Source organism: Streptomyces sp. NPDC024555 (assembly GCF_055559335.1).
The window spans coordinates 60,429-76,459 of record NZ_JBVHKV010000019.1 but is presented as its reverse complement, the minus strand read 5'-3'; the positions used below and the strand labels follow the sequence as shown (position 1 = coordinate 76,459).

The window sequence follows — 16,031 nt, the reverse complement described above, 5'->3', positions numbered from 1 at the left end:
CCGTGCCACCGCTCCCCATCCCGTGCCGGCGGGACCACCGCCCGGCGCCACCACCCGGGAGGCACCCACCATGGGCGACAGGACACACACCCCCACCGGAGCCGCCGCCAGGGCACTGACGGCCGACCGCCCCGCCGCGATCCGCAACGTGGTGCTGGTCGGCCACAGCGGATCGGGCAAGACCACCCTCGTCGAGGCCCTCGCCCAGACCACCGGAGCCGTCAACCGGGCCGGCCGCGTCGAGGACGGCACCACGGTCTCCGACCACGACGACGTCGAACAGCGCGGGCACCGCTCCGTCTCGCTCACCCTCGTCCCCGTCACCTGGGGCGGAATCAAGATCAACCTGCTGGACACCCCCGGCTACGCCGACTTCGTCGGAGAACTCCGGGCCGGGCTGCGGGCCGCCGACGCCGCCCTCTTCGTCGTCTCGGCCGCCCAGGAGGCCGAGGCCGTCGACGGCACCACCCGGGCCGTCTGGGAGGAGTGCGCCGCGGTCGGCATGCCGCGCGCCATCGTCGTCACCCACCTCGACACGGCCCGCACCCCGTTCGACGCGATGACCCGGGTCTGCGCCGAACTCTTCGGAGGCGACGACCCCGACGCCGTGCTCCCCCTCTACCTGCCGGTCCACGGCCCCCGCGCCGCCGACGGACACGCGCCGCTCACCGGCCTGACCGGACTGCTCACCCAGCGGATCCTCGACTACTCCGGGGGCGAACGCAGGGAACACCCGCCCGCGCCCTCCCAGCAGGACCGGCTGGCCGAGGCCCGCGACCGGCTCATCGAGGGGATCATCGCCGAGAGCGAGGACGAGACCCTGATGGACCGCTACCTCGCCGGTGAGCCCGTCGACGTCAAGACCCTCGTCGACGATCTCGAACGCGCCGTGGCACGCGGCACCTTCCACCCCGTCCTCACCGCCGCCCCCGCCGCCGAAGGCGCCCGTCAGGGCCTCGGCACCGTCGAACTCCTCGATCTGATCACCGGCGGCTTCCCCACCCCGCTCGAACGCCCGCTGCCCGCCGTCAGCACCCTGCACGGCGCCCCGTTGCCCGCCCTGGAGTGCGACCCCGACGGCCCCCTCGCCGCCGAGGTCGTCAAGACCTCACCCGACCCCTACGTCGGCCGGCTCTCCCTTGTCCGCGTCTTCTCCGGCACCCTGCGCCCCGACGACACCGTGCACCTCTTCGGCCACGGCCTCGACGACCCCGCCCGCGAGGCCCGCCCCTTCCACGAGGCCGAGATCCGCGTCGGCGCCCTCTCCTCCCCCTTCGGCAAACAGCAGCGCCCGCTCACCGCCTGCGTCGCCGGAGACCTCGCCTGCGTCGCCCGGCTGGACACCGCCGAGACCGGCGACACCCTCTCCGACCCGGCCCACCCCCTGCTGCTGCGCCCCTGGGCCACCCCCGACCCGCTCCTGCCGCTCGCCATCGAGGCCCACGGCAAGGCCGACGAGGACAAGCTCTCCCACGCCCTGGCCCGCCTCGTCGCCGAGGACCCCACCCTGCGCCTGGAACAGAACCCGGACACCCACCAGGTCGTCCTGTGGTGCATCGGCGAGGCCCACCGCGACGTGGCCCTGGACCGGCTCCGCACCCGCCACGGCGTCCAGGTCGACGCCGTCCCGCACCGCGTCGCCCTCCGCGAGACCTTCGCCGCACCCGCCGGCGGACTCGGCCGCCACGTCAAACAGTCCGGCGGCCACGGCCAGTACGCCGTCTGCGCCATCGACGTCGAACCGCTGCCCGCGGGCTCCGGCATCGAGTTCGTCGACCGGATCGTCGGAGGCTCCGTCCCCCGCCAGTACGTCTCCTCCGTCGAGAAGGGCGTCCGCGCCCAGGCCGCCCGCGGCGTCGCCACCGGCCACCCCCTCGTCGACGTCCGCGTCACCCTGCGGGACGGCAAGGCCCACTCCGTGGACTCCTCCGACGCCGCCTTCCAGACCGCCGGCGCCCTCGCCCTGCGCGAGGCAGCGCACACCGCCCGCATCCAGCTCCTGGAACCGGTGGCCGAAATCGGTGTCCTCGTCCCCGACGACTACGTCGGCCCCGTCATGAGCGACCTCTCCGGCCGCCGCGGCCGCGTCACCGGCACCGAGCAGACCGCCCCCGGCCGCACCCTCGTCCGCGCCGAGGTCCCCGAACTGGAGATCGGCCGCTACGCCGTCGACCTGCGCTCCCTCACCCACGGAACCGGCCGGTTCGACCGCGCCTACGCCCGCCACGCCCCCCTGCCCCCGCACCTCGCCGACCGCCTCACGAGCACATCGGAGACCGACGGGAACCACGCGTAGCGGAGCGGTTTGTTCCTCGTTGTCCACAGGGCCGGACGATGTACCGATCCGGACGATACGCTGTGGTCCCAGCTCAGAAAGTGTGCCGGGCACGGCAGTTGGGAAACAGCCGCAGGAGCGGTTCCTCGGTGGCGAGTGGGGGCGACAGTGAGCAACGGATTCGATTTCTCTCCCGGAGCGCAGATTCCGCTCCAGGGCGCGGCGGGAGCGGCGGTGGCGACCAACGCCCTCGCCTCCGCGGCGTACCGCGACAGCCCGGTGGAGGACATCCTCAAGGCCAACAACGAGTGGCACAAGTCCGCGGTGAAGGAAGGGCGCTCCAAGCTCTTCAAGTCCGCCTACTTCAAACCCAACCTCGGCGAGGCCTACGCCCGCGCCGTCCAGGAACGCATGCTGGGCGGCGCCCGCAAGGCCCTCATCCAGTCCTTCGGAAGCGACCCCCAGACCGTCGTCGAGCACTGTCTGTCCGCCTCCCGGCTCCGCAAGGCCCGCGACACCAAACTCACCGCCGTCACCGCCCTGTTCGGCTTCCTCTTCCTGCCCGGCATGCTCCTGTGGATCATCGCCTTCCGGCTCCGCGACGCCCTCGCCAAGACCAAGGACAAGGCGCTCTCCACCCTGGGCAACGCGCTCCTCCCGATCCTCGGCATCGCCGCCCTGTACTTCCTGATCACCATGCCCCTGAGCGGATTCCTCGCGCTCTACCTGCGGGCCATGGTCATCGCCCCCGTCGTCGGCTGGACCATCGCCCGGCGCATCGCCGAGAAGTCCGCCCAGGACATGCGCGCCCGCTGGGAAGGGCTCCTCTCCGGCGGCGGAGTCGTCGCGAAGATCCCCGAAGCCGTCCCCAAGAACCCCAGCGAGACGGCCCGCGAAGCCCTCCGCCAGGGCCTGGAGAAGCTCTCCGCCGAACAGCAGTCCAACTCCGTCTTCTACGCCGGCCCCAAGGGCATCCTCGGCATGGGCACCCGCTGGGGCAGCTGGCAGCTCGCCGAGGACCTCAAGCCCAAGGACCCCGGCAAGGAGTTCCACCAGTTCCGCAGCTGGGACCTGATCCGCGTCATGCACGACCAGCTCAAAATGCTGGAGCGCGGCCCGCTGAACACCGGCGGATTCCCCACCCCGACCGTCACCCACTGGATCGTCTCCCCCGTCGGCGAGAACGCCGACTCGGTCTCCCGCCCCGACGGCGAGGACGTCGCCACCTTCCAGGTCAAACCCCACGAGATACAGCGCATCTGCAACCACCAGCAGTTCGGCGGCGGCGACCGCCACTACCTCGGCGTGCAGTTCACCCTCTGGGACGGCCAGCTCGTCATCACCATGATGATCACCGTCACCGTCCTCTACGAGACCCTGCGCATCGAGGTCACCGGACACGCCCTCGGCCCCGTCCACTCCCTCTTCACCAGCAAGCCCTCGGCCAAGACCAAGACCGTCAACAAGACCGTCCGCTTCTGGGAGACCCGCGACATCACCCTGGCACTCGTCGACGCCTCGGAGGTCGTACGCCTGGCCCTGCGCGCCCCCTTCACGTGGTACCCGCCGCTCCTCGACTACCTCGGCGGCAAGATCGCCCTGCCCGAACCCTTCGGGCTGCGCCACGCCTGGGCCGAGCAGCCGTGGCGCCACCGCTTCATGGCCGACGACGCCATGCGCACCGCCACCCCCGTCCTGCGCGTCGTGCACAACGCCGCCATCAAGGTCCTCGACGAGAACGGCGTCGACACCGAGAACTTCGGCAACCGCTCGACGATACTGAGCGGCCTCATCCAGGACCCCAGCCCCCGCAAGGCCGACCTCTACGACGCCTGACCGCGCCGCACACACACGAGCGGGGCGCCCGGGACCACACCCGGACGCCCCGCACCTCGTACCGAACCGCTCAGACCGCCGGCCAGGCCGCCGCCAGCATCGACCGGGTGTCCGCCAGCAACTGCGGCAGCACCTTCGTGTGCCCCACCACCGGCATAAAATTGGTGTCCCCGCCCCAGCGCGGCACCAGATGCTGATGCAGATGCGCCGCGATGCCCGCACCGGCCACCGCACCCTGGTTCATCCCGATGTTGAACCCGTGCGCCCCCGAGGCCGCCCGCAGCGCCGTCATGGCCCGCTTCGTGAAATCGGCCAGCTCCACCGTCTCCGGACCGTCCAGCTCCGTGTAGTCCGCGACATGGCGGTACGGCACCACCATCAGATGCCCGCCGTTGTACGGATACAGATTGAGCACGGCGTAGACCTTCTCACCGCGCGCCACGACGAGCCCGTCCTCGTCCGACTTCGAGGGAATCTCGCAGAACGGACAGCCGTCCCCGGCCTCCGGGCCGGTCGGCTTGTTCTCACCCTGGATGTACGCCATCCGGTGGGGCGTCCACAGGCGCTGGAACGCGTCGGGCGTTCCCACTCCGATCTGCTGCTCCGGCTCACTCGTCATGCCGATCAGCATATGGCGTCCCCCGGGCGCAGCGTGTCGCCGGGGCCGAACCCGTACGGCCGGCGCGATGCTGGGCCGATGAGCGACCGCACCCCGGACCGGCCCCCACCCGCTCTGACCCAGTGGGAACAGCGCACCGAGGTACCGCTCCTCGCCGCCTCCCTGCTCTTCCTCCTCGGCTACGCGGTCCGCGTCCTCGCCCCGCACGACGCCCAGCCCTGGCACGACATCTCCCTCGCCCTCGTCGGCGCCACCTGGCTCCTCTTCGTCGCCGACTACGCCGTCCGCGTCCGCCTCAGCGGCCTCGGCCACCGCTTCGTCCGGGTCCACTGGCTCGACACCCTCGTCCTGCTGCTGCCCCTGCTGCGCCCGCTGCGGCTGGTCAAGGTCTACACGGCGGTCCAGAAGCGCCACGAGGCCCCGCGCCTCGGTCTGTACGCCCGGGTGATGTCGTACGCCGGTCTGGCGGCCCTGCTGCTGGGCTTCTCCGCCGCGCTGGCCGTCTACAACCGCGAGCACGAGGCCCCGGGCGCCTCGATCCGGACCTTCGGCGACGCGGTCTGGTGGGCCTGCGCGACCCTCACGACGGTGGGGTACGGGGACGCCGTCCCGGTGACCCCGGTCGGCCGGACCGTGGCGGCGTTCCTGATGGCCTGCGGTCTGGCGCTGCTGGGGGCGGTGACGGGTTCGTTCTCGTCGTGGCTGATCCAGGTGTTCCGCAGGGAGGACGAGAAGGGGCCCCCGGGGAGCGGGTAGCTCCCCGGGGGCCCCTGCCGGGCACGGCTCAGACCTGGACGCGGTCCTCGACGGCCTTGGCGATCTTGGCGAGGGCGTCCTCGACCGGGACGCCGTTCTCCTGCGATCCGTCGCGGTAGCGGAAGGAGACGGCACCGTTGGCCATGTCCTCGTCACCAGCGATGATCATGAACGGAACCTTGGCCTTCTGCTGGTTCCTGATCTTCTTCTGCATCCGGTCCGAGGAGGCGTCCACGTCGACCCGCAGCCCGAGCTTGCGGGCCTTGGCCGCGAACTCCTGGAGGTACGGGATGTGGGTGTCGCCGATCGGGATGCCGACCGCCTGGACCGGGGCCAGCCAGACCGGGAACGCGCCCGCGTAGTGCTCCAGGAGCACCGCGAAGAAGCGCTCGATGGAACCGAACAGGGCACGGTGGATCATGACCGGGCGCTGCTTGGAACCGTCCGGGCCGGTGTACTCCAGGTCGAAGCGCTCCGGCAGGTTGAAGTCGAGCTGCACGGTCGACATCTGCCAGGTCCGGCCGATGGCGTCCTTGCACTGCACGGAGATCTTCGGGCCGTAGAACGCGGCGCCGCCCGGGTCCGGGACCAGCGGCAGCCCCTGCTTCTCGGCGACCTGGCGCAGCGTCTCGGTGGCCTCTTCCCAGATCTCGTCCGACCCGACGAACTTTTCCGGGTCCTTGGTGGACAGCTCCAGGTAGAAGTCGGTGAGGCCGTAGTCGCGGAGCAGGTTCAGGACGAAGGTGAGCGTCCGGTCCAGCTCGTCCGCCATCTGCTCCTTGGTGCAGTAGATGTGCGCGTCGTCCTGCGTGAAGCCGCGCGAGCGGGTCAGGCCGTGCACGACGCCCGACTTCTCGTACCGGTACACCGTGCCGAACTCGAAGAGGCGCAGCGGAAGTTCGCGGTACGAACGGCCGCGCGCGTCGAAGATCAGGTTGTGCATCGGGCAGTTCATCGGCTTGAGGTAGTAGTCCACCCCGTCGTCGAGCTGCATGGGCGGGTACATGCCGTCGGCGTACCAGTCCAGGTGGCCGGACTTCTCGAAGAGCTTGCCCTTGGTGGCGTGCGGCGAGTAGACGAACTCGTAGCCCTCCTCCTCGTGGCGGCGGCGCGAGTAGTCCTCCATGGCCCGGCGGATGATGCCGCCCTTGGGGTGGAAGACGGCGAGGCCGGGGCCGATCTCGTCCGGGAAGGAGAAGAGGTCCAGCTCGTTGCCGAGCTTGCGGTGGTCGCGTTTGGCGGCCTCCTCCAGGAACTCCAGGTGCGCCTTCAGCTCTTCCTTGGTCGGCCAGGCGGTGCCGTAGATGCGCTGGAGCATCGGGTTCTTCTCGCTGCCCCGCCAGTACGCGGCGGCGTTCCGCATCAGCTTGAAGGCCGGGATGAACCGGGTGGTGGGCAGGTGCGGACCCCGGCAGAGGTCCTTCCAGCACAGCTCGCCGCTCTTCGGGTCGAGGTTGTCGTAGATGGTCAGCTCGCCGCCGCCCACCTCGACGTCCGCGCCGTCGTCCGAGGAGGCGGAGCCCTTGATGCCGATGAGCTCCAGCTTGTACGGCTCGTCGGCCAGCTCCTCGCGGGCGGCCTCGTCGGTCACGACGCGGCGGGCGAAGCGCTGGCCGCGCTTCTGGATCTCCTGCATCTTCTTCTCGATGGCCTTGAGATCCTCGGGCGTGAACGGCTTCTCGACGTCGAAGTCGTAGTAGAAGCCGTCCTTGACCGGCGGGCCGATGCCCAGCTTGGCCTCGGGGAAGAGCTGCTGCACGGCCTGGGCCATCACATGCGCGGTGGAGTGGCGCAGGATGTTGAGGCCGTCCTCGGAGGAGATCTCGACGGGCTCGACGACCTCTCCGTCGGCGACGGCGTACGCGAGGTCCTTCAGCTCGCCGGCGACCCGCGCGGCGACGACGGTGCGCTCGCCGGCGAAGAGCTCGGCTGCCGTCGTGCCCGTCGTCACCACGCGCTCTTCCCGCTCGGAATCGCGTTGGATGGTCACACGGACGTCTGACACCGTTCTCTCCTGACTCAGGGGGGCGCACCCGCATTCCTCCAGCGCGTGCAGAAGGAATCGTACCGAGCCGAGGGCCCCCTGTGCGAAAGGGCCGGGTACGAGCGTGCTCGGCCGTCCTACTCCCCCGCGCAGGCCTCCTCGAAGAAGTCGACGTTCTCCTGGAGCGATTTCATCAGCCGGTCGCGTTCCTCCTCGTCGACCTGGACCGGAACGACCTGCGAGGCCCTCATCAGCCGCCGGAATCCGCCCCGGCTCTCCAGACGTCCCTCCACCCGCACCGGCAGCCCGACGAGATGGGCCTGGCCCGCGATGCGGTACGCCTCCTCGTCGAGTTCCAGCCGGACGTGCGGCACCTCGGCACCGGCGAGCACCCGCAGCCGGACGGTGCCCGGACCGCGCGGACCGGCTCGGCGCAGCCGGACGACGGCGCCGGTGATCCGGACCGGGACGGAGGGCTCGTCCCGGAGGTAGCGGGCGCCGGCCCGGCGCAGGGCGGGCAGGTCGCCCGGGGAGAACTCGACGGGTTCGGGCCGTGCCGGGCAGCCCTCGGGGGTGCCGGCGGCCGGTGCCCAGTCCAGGGCGATGCCGGCGCCCTCGGATCCCCGGACGAGGGCGACGAGGGCCTCGGTCAGTTCGCGGCAGACGCCGGCGCCGACGGCGGTGTCGAAGGCGTCCATGGCGCCGGTGGCGCGCTGGTAGTCGACGGCCTCCCGCGCGGCGTGCAGGGCGTGGTGCAGGCGTACGGCCAGTGGCCGGCCCGTCTCGACGGGGAGGTAGGCGGTGAGGTCGCGGCCGCCGGGGGCCGGGCCGATCAGGAAGGGGTCCAGGGCGGTCAGGGCGCGGCGGCGGTGGCGGGCGCCGTGGTAGCCGGCCCGGTCGCGGACGGCGAGGGCGCCGGCGAGCAGGATCTGCCGGGCGGCGGTGTGGAGCCGTTCGGCGTGGGTCCAGCCGGTCGCTCCGGCGGTGCCCGCCGCGGGTTCGGGGACCTCGCGCCACCAGCGGATCGCGTCGCTGGGCACGGCGAGGGAGACGAGGACGTGGCGGGCGGAGGGGGCGGCGCTGCGGGCGAGGGCGGTGAGGGCTTCGGTGAGCAGGTCCTCGCTGTCGGGGAAGGCGGTGGTGTCGGGGACGAGGAGGCTGGTGGGGCCGCCGGGCGGGGCGGGCGGTCCGGGCGGGGTCCAGCGGCTGTAGCGGCCGGCGGCTCCGCCCCGGCGGCGCCAGCCGTGCCGGGCGAGCAGGACGCCGAGCACGGCGGGGTCGACGCGGGCGGGGTCGGGGAGGCCGCCGGGGCCGGGGGCCGGGTCGTCCGGGTGGGACCGCGGGTCCGACGAGAAGGCGTCGGCGGCGGGTTCGTCCATCGGCCGGTGCATCAGGGTCTCCCTCCCGCCCCGACCCGGGTCATGATCTCGCAGAGGGCGCGGTCGTCGAAGACGCGTGAGGTCGGGATCCGTACGGTGGTGCGGTGACGGCCGGTCACGGGGTGTCCGGCCAGATTGGTCCAGTAGCAGCAGTGGCGCAGGGCGAGGTGGTCGGGTCCGGCGCTCAGCCAGTCGTCCTGGCTCCGGGGCACGATCATCACGACGAGGATCTTGTGCACGGACACGGGGGTCCGGGCGAGTTTCACCAGGTGGGCGTTGTCGAGGGTGAAGGCGAAGGTGGGTCCGGGGGGTCGGGGCGGTATCTGGTAGGTGCACTTCAGCTGGACCTTGATGGTCACCTCGTCGTCGACGGTGTGGCCGGGGGCGCCGTGGCTGAGGTGCCAGTCGATGCCGTTGTCGGGGAAGGGCTGCGACAGGGAGCACCCCGCCGCGGCCGCCACCGCGTGCAGATAGCCCACCTGGAGGGTCTCCATGCAGGCGGTGGTGGCGAGTGTGCCGCGCGGCGGCGGGGTGGTCCGCCGGGACAGCAGCCCACCCGGTTCGGGCTGCGCGAGTGCCATGGCTCCGTATGCCTTCCGGGCCGTGCCGAGGGGTGTGGGGCGCGGTGGTCCGTCAACGTCCGCCCCCGTCACCTGTGTTGTCACCGCAGGGAGCGGTCCGCAAACGGCGTATCAGGCAAAGGGCGCGGGTATCACCGAACCGGGCGGAGGGATCGCCCCATCTGCCGTGCGGGTGCGAGGAGTTCGGGGATGACTCATTGGTTCGAGGGGCCGTTGGCCGCTTTCGACACGGAGACGACGGGTGTGGACGTCGAGGGGGACCGGATCGTTTCGGGTGCCCTGGTCGTCCAGGACGGTGCGGGCGGGCGGATGCGCGTGACCCGCTGGCTGGTGAATCCGGGGATTCCGGTGCCCGCGGGGGCGACGGAGATCCATGGGCTGACCGACGACCATCTCCAGCGCAACGGGCGGTGGCCGGCGCCGGTGATGGAGGAGATGGGCCGGGCGCTGGCGGAGCAGTGTGCGGCGGGGCGGCCGCTGGTGGTGATGAACGCGCCGTTCGATCTGACGCTGCTGGACCGGGAGCTGCGGCGGCACCGGGCGTCGTCGCTCGCCGCCTATCTGGAGAACGCCCCGCTGTGCGTGCTGGATCCGCGGGTGCTGGACAAGCATCTGGACCGCTATCGCAAGGGGCGGCGCACGCTGACGGATCTGTGCGAGCTGTACGGGGTGACGCTGGACGGGGCGCATGACGCGGCGGCGGACGCGGCGGCTGCGCTGGAGCTGGTCCGGGCGGTGGGGCGGCGGTTCGCGCCCCGGCTGGAGCGGCTGACCCCGGCGGAGCTGCACACGCTCCAGGCGGTGTGGCACGCGGCTCAGGCGCGGGGGCTGCAGGCGTGGTTCGCGAAGAGCGGGACGCCGGAGACGGTGGATCCGGCGTGGCCGCTGCGGCCGGAGCTGCGTGCCGCGGCGTGAGCGGGGCGGATCGCGTGGCCGGATACGCGAGAGGCCGGTCCGTCGGTGGTGCTGACGGACCGGCCTCTTCCCGGGTGGGCGATACTGGGTTCGAACCAGTGACCTCTTCGGTGTGAACGAAGCGCTCTCCCACTGAGCTAATCGCCCGGGAACGGGTTGAACCATACAGGGCTCGGCGGGTGTGGTTCAAACCGCTTGTCGCGTGCCGGGGAGTGCGCGTACTCAGGCGGGGATCTGAGTATCCGTGCGCATGTTCGTACGGCGTGGCGCGCGCCACACTCCCGTTCATGGAACATGTGCCGCCGCCCGCCGAGGAACTGGCGCTCCTCGACCGTGAGCTCGCGCGGCTGGATCTGCGCCGCGCCCAGTTGCTGACCCGTCGTGCCTGGCTGGTGAGTGTCCTCCAGGCGCCGCGTCCGGTGCCGGCCCCGCCGGTGGCGGCGCCCGTCGCGGGCTCGTTCGGGCCGCCGTTCGCACCGCCCGCCGCGCCGGTCCGTCCGGCGGGCGGGGGGAACGGTGCGCAGAATCTGCTCCTCACGCTCGGGGGGCTGCTGCTGACGGTCGCCGCGATCGCGTTCACCCTGGTGAGCTGGGGTCATATGGGGATCGGCGGTCGGTCGGCGGTGCTGGCCACCGTCACGGCCGCCGCGCTGGCGGCTCCGGCTTTCCTGCTGCGCCGTGGGCTGACCTCGACGGCGGAGTCGCTGGGGGCGCTGGCCGCGGTGCTGATGGTGCTGGACGCCTATGCGCTGCACCGGGTGGCGCTGGCGGACACGGATCCGCTCGGGTACGCGGCGGTGGCGTCGGCGGTGCTGGCGGTGGTGTGGGCGGCGTACGGGCTGCTGCTCGACGGGCTGCGGCTGCCGTTGCCGCTGGCGGTGCTGACCGCGCAGCTGCCGTTGGTGCTGGGGGCGGCGGCCGAGGGGGCGGCTCCGGTGGTGTTCGCCGGGGCGCTGCTGGTGACGGCCGCGCTGGACTGTGCGGTCGCGGTGCGGGTCACGGGGCTCGCGGTGCGGGTCACGGCCGGTATCGGGCTCTGGGTGACCGGTGGGGCGGGGCTGCTGGTGGCCCTGGGCGAGTCGCTGGAGGCGGTGCGTCCGTCCCAGGCGGTGGTGCCGGGGGCGCTGCTGCTGGCGGGGGCCGCGATCGCGCTGGCGGGGGCCCGGCGGGCGTCGTCGGGGTTCGCGGGGGCGGCGGGTGCGGTGGCCGGTCTGGCGGCGGTGGCCGCGGTCGGCGGGGTGCTGACCACGACGCTGTCGGGCGGCTGGTCGGTGCCCGTGTATCTGGTGTGCGGCGGGCTGGTGCTGCTGGGCGTACGGGCTCCGCTGGGGCGTCCGGTGCGGCAGGGGCTGGCCGGGGCCGCGGGTGTGGTGGCGCTGGGCGCGGTGCTGTTCTCCGCGACGCCGGTCGCGGTGGTCCTGGTGGGTCCGGTGGCGCAGTTGGGGCGTCTGTGGTCGGGGGTTCCGGACGGCGGGATCCGCGAGGCGCTGGGGGCGTCGGAGCTGCCGTGGGACGAGATGGCCTCCTCTCCGGTGGTGCTGCTGATGGTGGCGGTGGCGCTGGGGGCGGCGTGGTTCCGGTGGGAGTCCGTGGCGCGGTGGGCGGAGCCGGTGCGTGGCGTCGGTGCCTCGGGCCGGGGTGCGGCCGGGGCGTGGGCCCTGGTGCTGGGCTGGGCGGGGCTGACGGTGCTGGCGCCCGCGCTGGACGTGTCGTACGCGGTGGCGGTCGCGACGCAGTCGGTGCTCGTGGTGGCGTCGGCGGCGCTCGTGGTGGGGGCGCTGCGCCGCGGGACGGCGGGGGCGGCCGTGGCGGCCTCGGTGTGCGGGGCGTTCGGTGCGGCGGGGGTGGCGCTGCTGTCGCTGTGCTCGGAGCCGGCCACGTACGCCGTGTTCGTGCTGCTGACGGCGGTGGGCGCCGGTGTGGCGACGGCGCTGGACGGTCCGGCGCGGGAGCCGCGTCCGCCGGTGTGGTCCGGGGTGCGGTCGGCGGCGGCGTGCGCGGCGGTGGCCGGGGCGACGGTGCTGGCCGTGGCGTGCGGGGCGTCGCTGGAGCTGGAGCCGCACGAGACGGCGCCGCTGCTGCTGGTGGTGACCGCGGTGACGGCGGTGCTGGGTGCGGTGCTGAGGGGCCGTGCGGTGGGGCTGCCGGTGGAGGCGGCGGGAGTGCCGGTGGGGGTGGCCGCGGTGATGACGGCCGTGGGCGATCTGCCGTTCCTCGCGCTGGTGCTGGCGCTGTGCGGGACGGTGGCGGCGGGTACGGCGCTGCGTCCGGAGCGGCGTCCGGTGGCCGGGTACGTGGCGACGGCGCTGTTCGTGCTGGCGTCGTGGGTGCGGTTGTCGGCCTCGGGGGTGGGTTCGCCGGAGGCGTACACGCTGCCGGTGTCGGTTCCGGTGCTGGTGATCGGGTGGCTGCGCAGGCGGCGTGACCCGGCGGCGTCGTCGTGGACGGCGTACGGGGCGGGGCTCGCGGTGTCGCTGGTGCCCTCGCTCCTGGTGGCCCTGGGTGACTCGGGCTGGACACGTCCGCTGCTGCTCGGGGTGGCGGCGCTGGTGATCACGCTGCTCGGGGCGCGGCTGCGGCTCCAGGCGCTGCTGGTGCTGGGCGGCGCGGTGCTGGCGCTGGACGCGGTGCACGAGCTGGCGCCGTATGTGGTGCAGGTGGTGGGTGCGATGCCGCGCTGGGTGGTGCCGGCGCTGGCCGGGGTGGTGCTGCTGGCGGTCGGGGCGACGTACGAGAAGCGGCTGCGGGACGCGCGGCGGCTCCGGGAGGCGCTGGGGCGGATGCGCTGAGGCACGGTCCCCGTGCGGGGGTGCCCGCGGCCGGTCCGGCCGCGGGCACCCCCGTGTCCGTTCAGGAGGGCATGCGGTCGCCGAGGAGGGCGAGGTTCTCGATGGCGGCGAGTCCGTAGAGCGCGGTGTCGTTGGTGTAGACCCAGTTGGCCTCGCTGCCGGCGACGGTGGTGACCGGGCCGCTGACCTTCTCGGTCTTCCAGGGGGCGGATTCCTGGTAGCCGTCGCTCTTGTAGAACTTCTCCCAGGCGCGGGCGGCGAGCTTCTCGTCGCCGGTCTGGACGGCGGCGTAGGCGTCCATGCGGGAGTGGCCCTGGAAGAGGAGCAGGGTGCCGAAGTTGGAGCCGTAGCGGGCGGCCTGCTCGGTCTTGGAGGCGTTGAAGTAGCGGCAGTAGTCCAGGTAGGCCTCCTTGAACTTCGGCATGTCGACGAGGTCGATGAGTTCGGCGCACAGTTCGTTGAGTCCGAAGACGCCGGAGAGGTGCGAGACGCTGACGACGGGTTCGGTGGCGACGGCGAACTTCCCGGTGTCCAGGTCGTAGAGGCCGCTGCCCTGGACGAAGCCGTTGGGCTGGGCGGCGATGGTCTCCATGGTGCCGAGCACCCGGGCGCGGGCCTTCTCGGCCTGGGGGCCGCCGCGTTCCCATTCGGTGAGCCAGGCGGAGACGAGGCCGCTCCAGTCGGTGCCGAAGCCGATGGAGAGGGCGTGCCGGTCCGGGGTGTAGGGCTCGGTGCGGATCTTGCGGAGGGGGTCGAGGCCGAGGAAGGTCTCGTCGGAGTCGACGTTGGCGCGCATCAGGTCGCCGACGCGTTCGTCGGCGGTGAGGAAGTAGTAGAAGCGCCGGTAGGTGGTGTTGGCGATGCGCTGCTGCTTGGCGCTGTCGGCGTAGTGCTGGACGCCGTGGCGGGTGCCCAGGCCGGCCCATTCGCCCAGGTGGTAGACGTCGACCTCGCCGGTGTGGCGGGTCATGGCCTCGGCGAAGCGGAAGATGTCGGCGCGGCCGGAGCGCAGATAGGCGTACCAGAGCCAGAGGTCGGGCGAGAGTTCGGAGTTGTCCCAGGCGTAGCCGCCGACGTCGTAGCGCCACTGGTGCCGTGCCGGGTCGTAGGAGTGCATGATGTCGCCGTAGTCCCAGAAGCCGTACCAGCGGCGCATCTCGACCTGGTCCCGGTAGTACGTGAAGAGGAAGTCCAGGTGGTCCTCGATCCTCGCCTTGGCGGGGGTGGAGCGGTCGACCGGGGAGAAGAGTCCGCCGAAGACGCCCGCGCCGACGAGGTGGGCGGGCGGTGCGACGAGCTGCGGGAGGGTGCGCACGGTACGGGACTGCTGGGCGAGCGCCTCGGCGCTGGGGGTGGATTCATTGGCCCAGAAGACGAGTTCGCTGGTGCGGGCGATGCCGTACGGGGTGCCGAAGCCGGGTTCGTAGTCCTCGTAGGTGATGTTGAGGCCTTCGAGCTGTTCGGCATACGTGTCCTGGCCGAGGCCGTCGTGGTAGAAGCGCAGGTCCATCGGTTCGGCCTCGGGCGACCAGAGCCAGAGGGTGATCTCGGCGGCCGTCGTGTCGGCGCCGCGGATGTCGAGCTGGGCGGGGAACTTCTCCCAGAAGTCGCGCAGTCCGAAGGAGAGTCCGCCGCTCGCGCCGCCGACGTAGCCGAATCCGGAGGCGCGCCGGCCGCCGCCCGCGGCGATCCAGCCGTGGCCCTTCTTGGTGCGCTTGCGCAGCGAGAAGCCGTCGGCGGAGAGCTGGCTGAGGGTGTAGTCGCCCCAGGTGGGGATAAGCGGGAGGCGGGTGGTGACGCGCTGGTCCCAGGTGGCGGGGTCGGGGAGCTTCGTCCCCTCGAACTGGGCGGCCTGGACGGCGGCGCCGGGGTCGCGGCGCAGTCCGGTGATGCCCTTGACGGCCTCGCGGAGCATGCCGGTGTCCTCGCCGCCGATGCGGATGTGGCGGTCGTAGGTCTCGTCGCGCATCGGGACGGTGAAGCGGACGCCGAGGCCCCGGATGAAGTCGCCCTTGGTCTTTCCGGGTTCCTGGGTGCCGTCGAAGGTGATGGTGTGCATCATGCGGAACGAGTCGGCGCCCGCGTAGAAGTAGAGCCGGACGGAGAAGGGGAGCCAGGAGCGGTTGCCGTGGCGGTGCTTGCCGTCGATGCGGACGACGGCGCGGACGGGGCCGCTCTGTTCGACCTCGGCCTTGGCGACGGCGCTCTCGAAGCGTTCGTACTTCTCCTGTCCCTGGTCGCCGTCGGTGAGTTCGCCCTGGCGGATCAGGACGAGGCGGCCGTCCTTGGCGATCTCGGTGGAGCCGCGCCGGACGGAGGTGATGAGGGAGGTGCCGGACTTGCCGATCCTCGCGGTGATGACCCCGGTGGAGACGGTGATGGTGCCGCCGGTGTTCTTGACGGTGATGCGGTGGGCGGCGGTGGCGGGTTCGCCGGTGGTGAGGGTGAACTTCTTGCCCCCGGCGGCCTCGGGGCCGACGGCGTGGGCGGTCCACTTCAGCGAGCCGTCGGGCCAGGTGGCGGTGGCCCAGGTCTGGACGGGCACGTCCTTGCCGTCGGTGGTGGTGAGGGCGAACTTCTGGCCGGCCGGGACGCGTCCCCTGGCCCAGGGGACGCCGAAGGTCGAGCCGGGCGCGGCGCCCAGCCCGCCCTCCTCCAGCCAGCCGATCTCCACGGGTCCCTGTCCGGCGGCGCCGGTGGCGGCCGCGGCCTGCTGGGCGGTGTCGTCCAGGGCCCAGGAGAGGGTGGTGGCCGCCGAGGCGACGGCGGCGGCCTTGAGCACGGTGCGGCGGGGGATCGGGGACATCACGACTCCAATGCGTGGGCGAAATGGGCATGACGGAGCGCACGCTGACGCGTGGTGGTGCGGGTGTGGGGTCTGTGGGGCCGGGCGGCCC

The 16,031-nt window shown here is 72.4% G+C and carries 10 protein-coding genes and 1 tRNA gene; 5 read left to right on the top strand and 6 right to left on the bottom strand.

Annotated elements, in window-relative coordinates; genetic code table 11:
• Window positions 1-70: 70 nt before the first annotated feature.
• Both ACZ4FH_RS28955 and ACZ4FH_RS28950 read left to right on the top strand, forming a co-directional pair.
• Window positions 71-2,296: an elongation factor G-like protein EF-G2 gene (locus tag ACZ4FH_RS28955; RefSeq protein ID WP_467308551.1), complete on the top strand. Its 2,226-nt coding sequence runs from the start codon at window positions 71-73 to the stop codon at window positions 2,294-2,296.
• Window positions 2,297-2,443: 147 nt separating this feature from the next.
• Window positions 2,444-4,111 carry a hypothetical protein gene (locus tag ACZ4FH_RS28950; protein WP_467308549.1) on the top strand — a complete coding sequence of 556 codons (1,668 nt, stop codon included), beginning with the start codon at window positions 2,444-2,446 and terminating at the stop codon, window positions 4,109-4,111.
• 70 nt (window positions 4,112-4,181) lie between these two features.
• On the opposite strand, the gene ACZ4FH_RS28945 is transcribed toward ACZ4FH_RS28950, so the two are convergent.
• Window positions 4,182-4,742 (bottom strand): HIT family protein, encoded by a 561-nt coding sequence (locus ACZ4FH_RS28945; RefSeq protein ID WP_383645950.1) that lies wholly within the window; start codon window positions 4,740-4,742, stop codon window positions 4,182-4,184.
• A 66-nt stretch (window positions 4,743-4,808) separates the two neighbouring features.
• On the opposite strand from ACZ4FH_RS28945, the gene ACZ4FH_RS28940 reads away from it, so the two are divergent.
• Window positions 4,809-5,486 carry a potassium channel family protein gene (locus ACZ4FH_RS28940; protein WP_383645945.1) on the top strand — a complete coding sequence of 226 codons (678 nt, stop codon included), beginning with the start codon at window positions 4,809-4,811 and terminating at the stop codon, window positions 5,484-5,486.
• 28 nt (window positions 5,487-5,514) lie between these two features.
• On the opposite strand, the gene thrS is transcribed toward ACZ4FH_RS28940, so the two are convergent.
• The 3 genes from thrS to ACZ4FH_RS28925 all read right to left on the bottom strand — a co-directional run bounded on the left by thrS (window position 5,515) and on the right by ACZ4FH_RS28925 (window position 9,430).
• On the bottom strand, window positions 5,515-7,491 hold the full coding sequence (thrS, locus tag ACZ4FH_RS28935; protein ID WP_467308547.1) for a threonine--tRNA ligase: 1,977 nt from the start codon (window positions 7,489-7,491) through the stop codon (window positions 5,515-5,517).
• Between the two features lie 116 nt (window positions 7,492-7,607).
• A complete protein-coding gene (locus ACZ4FH_RS28930) occupies window positions 7,608-8,861 on the bottom strand; it encodes a hypothetical protein (protein ID WP_467308545.1) in 1,254 nt (417 codons plus the stop codon).
• Window positions 8,861-9,430 (bottom strand): DUF4365 domain-containing protein, encoded by a 570-nt coding sequence (locus tag ACZ4FH_RS28925; protein ID WP_383645933.1) that lies wholly within the window; start codon window positions 9,428-9,430, stop codon window positions 8,861-8,863. Before ACZ4FH_RS28925 ends, ACZ4FH_RS28930 begins: the two co-directional genes overlap by 1 nt.
• Before the next feature lie 189 nt (window positions 9,431-9,619).
• On the opposite strand from ACZ4FH_RS28925, the gene ACZ4FH_RS28920 reads away from it, so the two are divergent.
• Window positions 9,620-10,345 (top strand): 3'-5' exonuclease, encoded by a 726-nt coding sequence (locus ACZ4FH_RS28920; RefSeq protein ID WP_383645929.1) that lies wholly within the window; start codon window positions 9,620-9,622, stop codon window positions 10,343-10,345.
• A gap of 75 nt (window positions 10,346-10,420) precedes the next feature.
• Here the strand turns inward: ACZ4FH_RS28920 and ACZ4FH_RS28915 are convergent.
• Window positions 10,421-10,492: transfer RNA gene (locus tag ACZ4FH_RS28915), tRNA-Val, on the bottom strand.
• Window positions 10,493-10,632: 140 nt separating this feature from the next.
• Here ACZ4FH_RS28915 and ACZ4FH_RS28910 point away from each other — a divergent pair.
• Window positions 10,633-13,134 carry an SCO7613 C-terminal domain-containing membrane protein gene (locus ACZ4FH_RS28910; RefSeq protein WP_467308543.1) on the top strand — a complete coding sequence of 834 codons (2,502 nt, stop codon included), beginning with the start codon at window positions 10,633-10,635 and terminating at the stop codon, window positions 13,132-13,134.
• 61 nt (window positions 13,135-13,195) lie between these two features.
• On the opposite strand, the gene ACZ4FH_RS28905 is transcribed toward ACZ4FH_RS28910, so the two are convergent.
• Window positions 13,196-15,940: an exo-rhamnogalacturonan lyase family protein gene (locus ACZ4FH_RS28905; RefSeq protein ID WP_467308542.1), complete on the bottom strand. Its 2,745-nt coding sequence runs from the start codon at window positions 15,938-15,940 to the stop codon at window positions 13,196-13,198.
• Window positions 15,941-16,031: the final 91 nt, after the last annotated feature.